The 12,647-nt window shown below is 44.1% G+C and carries 10 protein-coding genes; 4 read left to right on the top strand and 6 right to left on the bottom strand.

The window, feature by feature from the left end; all coding sequences use genetic code 11:
* Nucleotides 1-82: 82 nt before the first annotated feature.
* Complete coding sequence (locus tag MSG34_RS01520) at nucleotides 83-1,489, top strand: alpha-amylase family glycosyl hydrolase (RefSeq protein WP_248336088.1); 1,407 nt, start codon at nucleotides 83-85, stop codon at nucleotides 1,487-1,489.
* 125 nt (nucleotides 1,490-1,614) lie between these two features.
* Here MSG34_RS01520 and MSG34_RS01515 read toward each other — a convergent pair whose 3' ends face one another.
* From MSG34_RS01515 to MSG34_RS01500, 4 genes are all read right to left on the bottom strand, one after another.
* Complete coding sequence (locus MSG34_RS01515; RefSeq protein WP_122081179.1) at nucleotides 1,615-3,486, bottom strand: methyl-accepting chemotaxis protein; 1,872 nt, start codon at nucleotides 3,484-3,486, stop codon at nucleotides 1,615-1,617.
* Nucleotides 3,487-3,919: 433 nt separating this feature from the next.
* Nucleotides 3,920-5,290, bottom strand: coding sequence for a YjiH family protein (locus tag MSG34_RS01510; RefSeq protein ID WP_248336087.1), 1,371 nt, complete (start codon nucleotides 5,288-5,290; stop codon nucleotides 3,920-3,922).
* A gap of 228 nt (nucleotides 5,291-5,518) precedes the next feature.
* Nucleotides 5,519-6,193, bottom strand: coding sequence for a YoaK family protein (locus MSG34_RS01505; RefSeq protein ID WP_048610715.1), 675 nt, complete (start codon nucleotides 6,191-6,193; stop codon nucleotides 5,519-5,521).
* 175 nt (nucleotides 6,194-6,368) lie between these two features.
* Complete coding sequence (locus tag MSG34_RS01500; RefSeq protein ID WP_248336086.1) at nucleotides 6,369-6,851, bottom strand: GFA family protein; 483 nt, start codon at nucleotides 6,849-6,851, stop codon at nucleotides 6,369-6,371.
* A 32-nt stretch (nucleotides 6,852-6,883) separates the two neighbouring features.
* Here MSG34_RS01500 and MSG34_RS01495 point away from each other — a divergent pair, with 32 nt between their 5' ends.
* The 3 genes from MSG34_RS01495 (at nucleotide 6,884) to MSG34_RS01485 (ending at nucleotide 9,529) form a co-directional block, all read left to right on the top strand.
* Nucleotides 6,884-7,537, top strand: a complete 654-nt coding sequence (locus tag MSG34_RS01495; protein WP_248336085.1) for a hypothetical protein — start codon at nucleotides 6,884-6,886, stop codon at nucleotides 7,535-7,537.
* Between the two features lie 124 nt (nucleotides 7,538-7,661).
* Nucleotides 7,662-7,961 (top strand): isoamylase early set domain-containing protein, encoded by a 300-nt coding sequence (locus tag MSG34_RS01490; protein WP_248336084.1) that lies wholly within the window; start codon nucleotides 7,662-7,664, stop codon nucleotides 7,959-7,961.
* A 275-nt stretch (nucleotides 7,962-8,236) separates the two neighbouring features.
* Nucleotides 8,237-9,529, top strand: a complete 1,293-nt coding sequence (locus MSG34_RS01485; RefSeq protein WP_248336083.1) for a peptidoglycan DD-metalloendopeptidase family protein — start codon at nucleotides 8,237-8,239, stop codon at nucleotides 9,527-9,529.
* A 131-nt stretch (nucleotides 9,530-9,660) separates the two neighbouring features.
* Here the strand turns inward: MSG34_RS01485 and MSG34_RS01480 are convergent, their stop codons facing one another.
* The gene (locus MSG34_RS01480) at nucleotides 9,661-11,505 is read right to left on the bottom strand and encodes a GGDEF domain-containing phosphodiesterase (RefSeq protein WP_248336082.1); all 1,845 of its coding nucleotides are present in this window, start codon (nucleotides 11,503-11,505) and stop codon (nucleotides 9,661-9,663) included.
* A gap of 142 nt (nucleotides 11,506-11,647) precedes the next feature.
* Nucleotides 11,648-12,544, bottom strand: coding sequence for a LysR family transcriptional regulator (locus MSG34_RS01475; protein WP_248336081.1), 897 nt, complete (start codon nucleotides 12,542-12,544; stop codon nucleotides 11,648-11,650).
* Nucleotides 12,545-12,647: the final 103 nt, after the last annotated feature.

Here is a 12,647-nt window from a genome sequence, read left to right as displayed (position 1 = left end):
TCTTAAGGAAATTTATGCAGCTTTGCCTTTTAGCCTTTGTCTTTATCTAGAAAGCTGTAAACGAGTTTGGTAGGAGAACAACATGGAGAGTTCAGCTATGTTAAGCAACCCAGCGACAGATGTCATATTGCATGCTTTTGACTGGTGCTACGCTGACGTAATGAAGAACGCCCCACTGATCCAAGAGTTGGGTTATAAATCGGTTTTAGTTTCACCAGCGATGAAATCGCTACGCGGCCCTAAAGGTTGCGACCGAGATTCTGGCACCCAATGGTGGCAACGTTATCAGCCCCAAGATTACCGTGTGATCGATAATCAACTTGGTGACACTCAAGACTTCACAGCGATGGTGAACACGTTAAAGCAACACGGGCTTCGTACCTATGTAGACGTCGTGTTTAACCACATGGCCAACGAATCGGGTATCCGCGGTGATCTAACGTATCCCAATCAGCAAGACATGGCGTCTTATCAAAAAGATGCTGACTATTATGAATCCATACGTTTGTTTGGTGACCTTTCTGAGCCTCTTTTTGATGAGAACGACTTCGTGGAAGCGTTTGGTATCAAGAACTGGAAAGACACGTGGGAAGTGCAAAACGGGCGTATTACCGGTGGCGCGAGCGATCCTGGCCTGCCAACGCTACTCGATAACGATAATGTGGTGGCACAACAAAGAGCCTACCTAAAAGCACTGAAAGAGATTGGTGTGAAAGGATTTCGCATTGATGCGGCAAAGCATATGACACTGGCACACCTACGTAAGGTGTGGACTGATGACATCTGCGAAGAAATGCACATCTTCGGTGAGATCATTACCGATGGCGGCGCGACAGAAGAAGAGTATGAGCTGTTCCTTGAGCCTTATCTTAAACACACTCGCTTAGGCGCTTACGATTTCCCGTTGTTCAACACCATCTTCAAAGCATTTGAAGAGCAGGGCAGCTTTAAGTCTTTGATTAACCCATACTGTTTTGGTCAGGCTCTGTCGAATATGCGAGCGATCACGTTTGCGGTCACTCATGATATTCCCAATAACGAGGTGTTTTTGGAGCATGTGATGGATGAAGTGGATGAGCGATTGGCTCATGCTTTCATTCTTGGTCGAGACGGCGGTGTGCCGCTTGTTTACAGTGAACTGAGCACCAGCGGTATTCTGGACAAGAGCGGTCATCCTCGTTGGCTTAACGACTGGCAAGCGCCTTACATGAAAAGCATGATTCAATTCCATAACCATGTTCATGGCGAAGCGATGCGTGTGGTTGAAGCGAATGATGATTTGTTGGTGTTTGTCCGTGGTGATAAAGGCATTGTGGTGATCAACAAGTCGAAGCGAAGCAAAACAGCCTCATTAAATTGGACTGGCGCAGTGACCGATTTGTTGTCTGGAGAGGTGTTCGACTGTGTCGGAAAGGAGTTAACCGTTAAGGTTGAGCCTAACCAGTGCATGATGTTGACGACCAACTCGACCGAATCTGTTATGAGTTAAGCCCAATCGGCAAGAAAGACAATATTGAAAAGAAAGCCCCGCTAGTGGTAATCAGTAAGCGGGGCTTTTTATTTGAAGCTGTTTATTAGTTGCTATACAAGAGTGTTAGTTCAACGGTAAGGCGATTAAACCGTAAACTTGTTCAATAGCTCGTCTTGTTGGCGAACATTGTCCGTTTGAACCTGCATTGCTGTGTTCGCTTCTTGAGCTGCGTTGGATACTTGTGTTGAAAGGTCTTTGATCTTAACTGTGTTGTTATTGATCTCTTCCGCTACCAAGCTCTGCTCTTCTGCCGCTGAAGCAATCTGGATGTTCATATCTGAGATACGTTGAATCGCGTCACGGATACGGTCAAGTGAAGAGTTCGCTTGCTGAGCGCGTTCAACGGCGTCAGTGGCTGTGTCTTTACTTTGGTTCATCGCGTTCGATACTGAGCTTGCACCCGCTTGGAGCTGTTCAATCATGTTGCGGATTTCTGTGGTCGATTCTTGAGTACGTTGCGCCAGAGTGCGAACTTCATCGGCAACGACTGCGAAACCACGGCCTGACTCACCAGCGCGCGCCGCTTCAATAGCCGCATTCAACGCCAGTAGGTTGGTTTGGTCTGCAATATCGTTGATTACTTTTAGAATCGTTTCGATGTTGGCTGTTGCTGATTCAAGTACTTGTACTTCGGCAACCGCTTGGTCGATACGTGCTGAAAGGTTATCAATCGCTTGAGTGGTGTCACTTACGACAGATGTGCCGTCTAGCGTTGCTTCGTCTGCTTCACGGGCTGCCGCTGCTGCGCCTTGAGCATTGTTTGCAACTTCAGTTGCAGTAACCGCCATCTCGTTCATTGCAGTCGCTAACTGTTCAAGCTCTTGCAGCTGGGTATTCATTGCTTTCGCTGATTCGCCCGCGCCTTTCACTGTGATTTCAGTACCGCGTTTAATCTCAACACCAATCGCTTTCGATTGAATGATCTGATTTTGCAGATTTTCGGTAAAGGTATTGAAGCCTTTTGCTAGGTCAGAGAACTCTTTGTCTGTGTTGGTATCTAGGCGCTTAGTTAAATCACCTTGTCCGCTTGCTACGTCTTGAATCGCTTGGTTAAGTGCATCCAGTGGGCGCATTAACACGCGAATCAGAACTGTTAGAGCAATGATGCTGAGAATCACCGCAATCAAAGAGTAGATCATTGAGCTGTTCTTCAACTCTTCAACGGTTTGGAACGCGATCTCTTCATCCAGGATTGCACCAATGTACCAATCTTCACTTGGGATGTGGGTGAAGTTAACTAGGAACATTTTACCGTCGACTTCAATTTCTTGAGAGCCTTCACGAATAGTCGCTTGTGGCATGTAGCTTGATAGCGTTTCACCGTTGTTTTTCGCATTCGGGTGAGCAATCGTGGTGCCGTCGGCAGTGACTAGGAACAGATAACCCGCATCAAACAAGTTCACTTGGTTGACCAAGGTAGCAAGGTTCGTCAGCTCTAGGTCGTAGAACATACCTGCAGTAAAGCGACCATTGTCTTTAACTGGAGTGCCCACAGAGATGATGACTTTCTTACTTGATGCATCCACATAAGGAGCGGTAACAACTAAACTGTTTTTGGATTTAGCATCAATGTACCAAGGACGAATTCGTGGGTCGTAGTCTGGACCGGCATCCCAACCATCATCATTTTCAATAACGAAACCGTTTGCTTCATAACCAAAACCAACCGCTAGGAAGCTGTTTTTAAGCTTTGGCTTTTCTAAGATATCTTTAACGTAAGCGCGATCTTCAGGGTTGATCTCGATGACTTCAGTCGTCGATTGAGCCAACGCTTTCTTGGCGTTCATCTCCGATACGACGGTATTTTTCACGCCCGAGACCATCTCTTTCAGGCTCGCATTGACGTGGTTTTCTACTGCACTTCTTACAGTGTACAGTTGTTGTATTGAAAGCAATGATACTGTCACTAGCAGCAAGGCTGATGATGCAGCAACCACCTTATGGCTAAATTTCATTGAGTTTTCCCCTTCTCACAGGCTTTGCGAAGACTAAAGTTAATCGTGTTTTTGTAATTATATATATCGACTAGATTGAATTTTACTTGAATGTAATTTCACAAAATAGACTACAAAAATACAACAACCTAAACAATACAAAATTCACTAAATCACATATTTGTTACTTTTAGTATTTGGTTCAATGAGTTGGGAAATGGGTTAGACGGAGTTTAAGGAGGGATTAAGAATGTATTAATTTGACGATTATGCGTTCAGTTTTCTATTAACAAGAGGTGGGTTGAATAAACGATATGAAATTAAATGATATGCAAAACTTATAAATTGATTAAACTTCAAATAATACTGTGTATATATTTCGCAAATAAAAAGCCCCACAAAAGTGAGGCTTTATAAACTGAATCTTTATTGAATTATATAAGTAGCATCTAATTTAGAATATTAGATGAGCTACACCAGCGATAACTGGAAGCGTAATTAACGTACGTAGAATAAAGATAATAAACAGTTCTAAGATGTTCACTGGAATCTTACTGCCAAGAAGTAGAGCGCCTACTTCAGACATGTAGATCAGTTGAGTAACCGACATTGCTGCAATAACAAAGCGAGTCATCTCGTTGTCGATAGAAGCGGCAAGAATCGCAGGAATAAACATATCCGCAAAACCAACAACAATTGTTTCAGATGCTGCAACCGCTTCAGGAACACCAAGTAGCTCTAGGAATGGAATGAAAGGCTGACCTAGGAATGAGAATACAGAAGTGTATTCCGCAATAACCAGCGCCATCGTACCAAGGCCCATAACAACAGGCAGCACGCCAAATACCATATCCACGGCGTTACGGATGCCTTCAGCAAATACTGACTTAGCAGACTTAACTTGCGATGCTTTGCTTACTGCTAGCTCAAGACCCCAAGAGAACGTTGAGTGACCCGCTGGGATAGCGTCAGCGTCTTTGTGAGGCTTGCTGCCATCAATGAAAGTATCTTTCTTCATGCTTAGTGGTGGAAGGCGAGGGATGATTACCGCTGCCACAATACCCGCTAAACAGATTGCTGCGTAAAAAGGTAGGAATAGGTGCTCGAGTTCTACCTGAGCAATAACCACAAGACTGAATGTGATAGATACTGCTGAGAAAGTCGTACCAACAACCGCAGCTTCACGCTGAGTGTAGAATTTCTTCTCGTACTGTTTGCTGGTAAGCAGGATACCAACGCTGCCGTCTCCTAACCAAGAAGCCATACAGTCAATCGCACTGCGACCTGGTAGGTTGAAGATTGGACGCATGATTTTACTTAGTAGCGTGCCAAACAGCTCTAATAGACCAAAGTTAAGTAGAAGCGGCAGTAGCAAACCAGCAAAGATAAATACCGAGAACAGTGTTGGAAGCAGGCCTTCTAGAACCAGACCACCGGTGTTTTCTTCCCAAATAACCTCAGGGCCAACTTGGAAGAAAGCCATAACGGCTGCAGCACCACCAATTAAACGAACCAACAACCACAGTGGAGATGGGTTGAAAAGGCCGCTTAAAAATGAATTTGATGTAATGAATGTAGGCTTAAAAATGGTGCTTAAAACGGAAGCTACAGACATGAAGGCAACGATCGCAGTGATGATAGGGACTAGATATTCACCGAAAACCGCTTGAATTGATTTGGCTAAGATAGCTACAGGGATGGTTAGATCACCTTGATAGCTGATTGGCGCCATGAAAAGGAATAAACCAATCAATGATGGGATTAAGAAAACCCAGAAACTGCCTTTAGATTTCTCTGTTTGAGCAGTATTCGTGTTGTTAGACATGTTATTGTTCTCGAATTTCTACACGTAAAAAAGCCACATCCTTGGCATTTTTATTCACTAAACGTCCGTATTTTCTCATTGGGTGCAAGATTACCCAGTATTAATATCGCTTGCAATACTATTCATCAAATATCGCTAAATATTCATGCTGGTTATTCTGCTACGTATTAAGAGTTTAGAATAAAGTGTTGCGGATGTTACGTAGTTTGAGGTTATATTGCCAGATATTTATAAATTGACTGGGGTTTCAGTTCGATAGGTCAAGTATAACCAGTAGCTAAACGCAATAATGAAGGCGAAAGACGCTGGGAAAGCCAATGCCAAGATTTCGAAGCGTTGGAACAGACAAGCGCCACTTAAGCCGCCAAACAGGAAGCCAACCACAATGAACATCAGTAGTTTGGCTTTACGACGGTCAAAAGGCATCCCCTTTAAGCGAGCACCAATCATGATCCCAAGATCGGTAATGATCCCGCTCATGTGTGTTGTTCGAATGATCGCCCCACTGTAAGTGGTAATCATCGCGTTCTGCAAACCACACGCGGCTGAAGCGAAATACTGACCTGAAGTATAGCCTTGCAACAGTGTCCACAGCGCCAAAAACAGCAATCCACCCTCAATACATAGCGCAACACCGTAACGGCGTCCTAACTTCAATGCTTGGTTTTCAATAAAGAACCCGCTGAACGCCGCACCTAACATGAAGCTCATGATCACCAATAGGAGGTGAACAGAAGCCGAGGTCGGTGTAAGCAGGCTACTGCCTAGCAAAGACATGGTGCCGGAGATATGGGAGATAGCTTGATGTTGGAAGCCAAGTAAGCCTATAGCATTAACACTGCCAGCAAGACCGGCTAACAAAAGGGCGCCGTATTCAACCCAGCGAGGTAGCTTAGAAATCATGTGGTTCACCCTGGGTTAAATAGAGGAGCAAGATTATAACGCTAGAGAAAAGATACGCTAGCGTTGTGGGGCGTTGATATTTGATCTTAGGCAACAGTATTGCAGTTTGTTTTAATACTGTTGCTATATAAAGATAACGGTCAATAACGAGGTAAAGATAACGCTCAATGACAAACTAGTTGTAATGGTTCATTTGGTGGTCGAACTTAACCCAACCGTGTTTGCGTTCTTCGTAAACCGAAAAGCTCGGCAGTGGGAAATCTTGCTCTTTAAATAATCCGAGCGGGACGATATAAAAATCGGCGGCGGCAACTGACTGCAAAAGTATGGTGGTGCCACACTTGGGACAAAACTGATAGGTGACTTCATTACCCGTATCGCTGATGCGTGAAAAAGAGGTCACTTCACCGCTGAGTGTAACTTGTTCTATTGGGAACCGAGCCTGAACGCCGAACACACTTCCGGTGCGTTTCTGACACTCATAGCAATGGCAGACAGAGGTACGTTGAGGTTCGCCTCGGCATACTAGGTTGACTGCTCCACAGCGGCATTCGCAACTTCTGATATTTCTATCTTTAATATGATTGATATCCATCCATGCTCCACTTCTGGTTAACCCTGTATTGATAATTATACTAAAGCCCTTTATGGTCTGCACAACTGGATGAAAACAAAAGAATATAATTGCCCATGAAAAAGAAAATTTTACCTATTCCTCTGATTCTATTGATTCCAATTGTCATGCTGGTTGTGGTGATAGTGGCGGGTGTTTATCGCTTTAGCTTAAGTGATGAAGAGATCTTAGCGAAGTTTCCTTCTTCTCAAGTGAGTTATGACCCAGTTGTAGAAACCGTTTTTGATTTGAAGACGACCAACCCATGGACAATTAAAGTTCCTGAAACTAACGCCTACGCTTTTATCAATGAAGTTGATGAGCCTAAAGCTATCGCGTTTGGACGTTATGACTCAGGTGTTGAGCGCGGTGTGGTAACGGTAGACACCAATAATCTTTCAGCTGTCACGCTGGGCAAGGCGAGTTTCTTTGTCGCGCCGATGTGGATATCTAACCAAGGCAGCGGTGTTTTCTATTATCTTGGCCTGTTTAAACATGACCAGCAACGAAGCCGCGTGGTGTTAGTCGACCAACTTTTACTGGGTGATCGTATACAAATTCAGACATTGGAGGTCGCTAAGCTGCCAGATTCGCAATCACAGAATAAACTCACTGGGGAAGGTTTTATCGGCTTTACTCAGCATTCTACGGAACAATCATTTGCAGAACCCCCTTCTGAAAAGGTGTTAATGAGTTTTTCTTTTGATACGCAATCAATTGGTAAGCAATAACGTTTTCGTGAATGTAAGGATCTGTTGTTTATGTGAGCCAAATTACATATTATCTTAGTTAGATGAATGAAATTTAGACACACTTAGCTTTGTGTCCGCTTATTTTTACAAATGGAGCTTGCGAATGATTAATAAACGTTTTTTTAAGACGAAAGATGAAGTTGAAGTGACCTTCGAGCTAGAAGCTCAGGAAGCGAACTCTGTATCCATCGTTGCTGACTTTCTTGATTGGAAAGCCACCCCAATGAAAAAACTGGCCAAAGGGAAGGTTTACAAGTTTAAAACTCGCCTACCTAAAGATGGCGAGTTTCAATTCCGCTACCTAGTTGATAACCAACAATGGGTGAACGATGTGAATGCTGACCGTTACATCCCAAATGAGTTTGGTGAAGACAACTGCTTAGTGTCGACAGTAAACGCATAGTCTTTTTTAAAACCAGCGACTAATTCGCTTCGTTTATTAATTATTCGAAACGGAATAACGTCAACCAATAGAAAGCAGAAGCTAGCCGTTTCTGCTTTTTTATTTTTAAATTTAGCGGTTAATTTTATTTCTCATCTAGTGGCTCTTCATCTACGGCAACTCAATGACTTAGGCTAAGTTGGGCAGATTCACATCATATTATGACAATGCATTGATGATTTATGCGTTTGAAAAGCATATCCTATGCCTTTATATCGTAGAAAGACCTGTTTACCGTGTATTCAAAAATATTTTCCTCTCCGTTTGCCGAGCTTTCACCTGTAAAAAAAGTAGCTATTTTAGGACTGCCGCTTATTGCAGCGATTGGAGTTGCTCTGCAATCTTCGCAATCAAATCTGACGAAAACGATCGAGCTTGATCTACCAGACTCAACCGTTATTGAGTCAATTCTGTCACCATCTTCAGTTACCGTTATTGAGCCGCCGACATTTGAGTATCAAATTCAATCTGGCGATAACTTGAGTAGCATCTTCACGCAACTTGGATTTTCTTATAAATCGATGATGAGCGTGATGGAAACCGATTTGAACTTCCTCGCTTTAGATACGCTTCGTCCGGGTAATACATTACGCTTTTGGCGTGATGAAGCGACCGGCGACCTTTCTAAAATGGAACTTCAATTTAGCGTCGCAGACAAAGTGGTTTACCGACTGCTGGATGACGGCAGCTACGAATTCGAAGACATCTCTATTCCTGGTGAATGGAAGCAAAAACCTTTAGTGGGTGATATTCAAGGCAGCTTCTCTATGTCGGCGAACAAGGTTGGCCTGAGCAGTCTTGAGATTGACCATATTGTGACTCTTCTTAAGGACAAGCTGAACTTTAGCCGAGACCTACGCGCTGGCGATCAGTTTGAAGTGCTTCAAAAAGCACAATATGTTGATGGTGTTGCAACTGGCAAACGTGAAATTGAAGCAATTAAGATCATGAATCGTAACCGCGTAGTGTCAGCTTACTTACACACTGATGGGCAATATTACGATGCCAATGGCGATAGCTTACAACGTGCTTTCCAACGTTACCCTGTGAGCAGTAGTTGGCGACAAAGTTCTCAGTTTAACCCTAAGCGCTTACACCCCGTGACAGGCCGAGTCTCGCCGCATAACGGTACAGACTTCGCGACGCCAATTGGCACGCCGGTTCAAGCAACGGGTGACGGCAAAGTGATTATGACGCGTAAGCACCCATACGCGGGTAACTACGTGGTTATTCAGCACGGCAGCACCTACAAAACACGTTACCTACATTTGAGTAAGATCCTCGTTCGTAAAGGACAAACGGTATCTCGTGGTCAGCGTATTGGTTTGTCTGGCAAAACTGGCCGAGTGACCGGCGCACACTTGCACTACGAACTGATTGAACGTGGTCGTCCTGTGAATGCAATGACAGCAAATATCCCGATGGCAGATTCTGTGCCTAAAAAGGAAAAAGCGACGTTTGTAGCAGCAAGAGATGAGGCTGATAAGCTGTTAAAGGTCGCTTTAGAAGCTCAATCTAATAACAGCTAGTTAGGCTCTTTGAGATAACCCTGAATAAAGTTGTTATTCATCAACCATAATTAAAACCGCGAGAGCATCACTCCGAGTAGAGTCATGACCTCGCGGTTTTTTTGATCCTAGGTCAATTCAAGGATCGCGGTTTAAGCCAAAGGCTCAGAATGAGTAACATAGCTGACGATAGCTTCAGGTCGCATGGGTGGTGAGTAGAGGTATCCTTGTATCTTGTCACATCCCATTGCGTGCAGCTTTTCTAATTGCTCACGCTTCTCTACGCCTTCCGCAACCAAAGATACATCGAGTCTGTGAGCAAGCTGGATAATCAGCCAAACAACGCTTTCTGAGGTTGAGTTGGTCAGCAAATTACGGATAAAGGTGGCGTCAATTTTAATGCAATCGATAGGGTAGCTGTGGATGTAGTTCAAACTGGAGTAACCCGTACCGAAATCATCGAGCGCAATAGTGAAGCCTTGCCCTCTCAAAAAGTTAAGTGCTGATTTTGTCTCTTGGGTTGGAGATAACAGCACCGTTTCGGTTAACTCAATAACAAACTCATCAGCTTTAAAGTGATGCTGTTCAATGGTTCGTGTGAGATAGGAAATATAGCGTTTCGAGTCGGTAAGCTCATGAGCAGAACAGTTTATTCCAAGCTTAACCTTGTAACCTAAGCCTTGTTCTAAGGTGGTTTTAGCGCGGCACACTAACTCAATAATACGCTCACCTAGCTCGACAATCAGCCCAGACTCTTCAGCCACTTGAATGAACTCCACAGGCGATATATCACCGTGTCTGGCGGTCTTCCAGCGAGTCAGTACCTCGAAATATTCCCATTGCGTCTCGCCTTGGCCCACAATGGGTTGGACAACTACGTACATTCCATTGCTATCGGGGATATAGCTTTGTGAAATCGGGTTTTCGAGTTCATTTCGCAGTGCTGCAATTAGCTCGGTTTTTCTTTGGTAGCGAGATCTCAAGTGGGTGTCATAACATTGAATATGAGTATCTTGGCTGTGTTTACACTCTTTAAGCGCCAAACTAGTGTTGAATATGATCTGTTCAACGTCTTTGTTGTCTCCGTCCGAACTGGCAATTCCAATGCTGAGTTCTAAATCTATCTTAATATCAACGCTGCTATAGCCTTGCTTAATTTTTGCCAGTATCTGCTCGCACACTGCTATCGGGTCAGAGTGGTAGGTAATGAAGGCGAATTCATTGCCAGCAGTTCGGAAAGTCAGGTTGCTTTCGGGTAAGGTTCGACGCAAGGTTTCTGCGACAAATTGAAGTACTTTATCGCCAATATAATTGCCGTGCATGTCATTAATGGCTTTGAAGCTATTGATATCGAGTAAAGCCAATGTAAACGGAGTGACGCTCTGTTGAGTAATCGACTCTAAGGTATCTGATAAACAGCTTCGGTTGAGTAACCCGGTTAGGCTGTCGTGTGACACCTCATAACTAAGTTGATTCACCAGTTGTTCGGAACGATCGTTAAACCACATTTCACGTAAGGTGTGAATGATGATGTCGGCGAACAATTGATGGTGTTTTATCACGTCTTGCTGCTGATCAGGACTAAGAGGCGAGGTGAACGTTGAAAACAGCACGCCCATCACTTCGCCACTTTGAGTTCGAGTCGGGATCGCGATGGAGTTTTGTGAGGTGATTTCCTGCCTAAATGCCGATGTCGGCAATGACTGGACGACGTACTGAGCAAACGAGCAATCTGGGTGTCTTTGATTGACTGCTTGTTGGTAGATGTGACCATGGCGCGCATTGATTTTGTCATGCAATACATGGTCAGAATGGGCGATCACCAAAGGAACGGTTTGGTCAGGGAAGTGCTTCTTCTCAATGATGCTGGTGTATTGAGTGTCAAAGGTCTGATGTAAAGTAAGCACAGCTGATTCTAAAAGGTCGATACCTTCCAATTTCAGCAAACGGCCAATGCGCTCTGTGTCTATCATGCTGTTGTGCGTATGTTGAGTCATAGTCACCATCCCTAGTTAACCAGATTCACTGTGTAAGCTGTATACGTATTATCTTGTATATGTGCGAACTTGTATAATCTATATGCGTCAAGTTTATTATTGGCCGTGTTGTATAACTTTTCAAATTAAAATGTGACTTATTTCACAGAGCTTGCGTACTACGCTCTTTGTTTAGTCTATCTTTCAGATGGTCCAAAAAGAGCTTGGTTCGCGTATGCGAGTAATCAAGCTTAGGGTAGTACGCGTAAACCATCACTTCGTCGGCAGTGATATTTGGCAATACTGGAACTAATGTCCCTTGTTTTAGATCCTCTTTGATCATCGCTTTGATGGTTAATAGTACGCCCATTCCTCGCTTCGCAGCATGAAACAAAGCCTCTGGATTGGTGGTAGCAAAGTTACCATTGAGAGTGATGCGTTGCCCTTTGGTGAGTGTGACTTCTCGGGTAGGGCGCTCTCCCCAAATCAAAGAGTTGTGTTGTTCTAAGTCCTGCTCGTTGGCGGGGTAACCATGTTTAGCTAAATAGCTTGGCGCAGCATAGAAACTGGCCTTGTGTTCAAACAGCGGTGTTTTCTTGAAGCTTAATGAGTTGAGCTGTTCCAGTTCACGACTGATCACCAGATCCAAACCAAGTTCAGGTAATTGGCCTGGAGTGGTCGTGATCAGCTGCACCTTAATGTCTGGGTATTTTTCTAAGAAGTCGTCCATGTATTGCACCAGAAACTTAGAGCCAACCGCAATTGTCGCGCCTATCTTTAATAGGCCTGCTGGGGTTTGGTTAACCGAGCGTGTCTCATCAATTATGGACTGCCAATTGTCGAGCTGATCCTTGGCTCGCAGGTAAAAGAGCGCGCCCGCTTCAGTTTGACTAATTGAGCGTGTGGTGCGCTTTAACAGTTGGGTGCCAATACGCTCTTCTAGCCAGTTCACTCTTTTACTGATCGCCGAGCTGGTGGTGTTCAGCTTTCGAGCAGCACCATTGAAGCTGCCTTCTTCGACTACTCTGACGTAGCTTTTTACGTTAAGAATCCAATCCATATTGTTTCCTGTTGGGACTTAATAAAATTCCAATTTAGCTAATTATCAATTATTGGGTTTGAATGTAAACTCATCTAATGAACAAATATCAAACGAATAGGGA

The organism is Vibrio sp. 1CM2L (assembly GCF_023161695.1).
Taxonomy (GTDB): domain Bacteria; phylum Pseudomonadota; class Gammaproteobacteria; order Enterobacterales; family Vibrionaceae; genus Vibrio; species Vibrio coralliirubri.
Note: the sequence above shows the minus strand (reverse complement) of the source record. Positions and strands in the feature narration are given on the sequence as shown.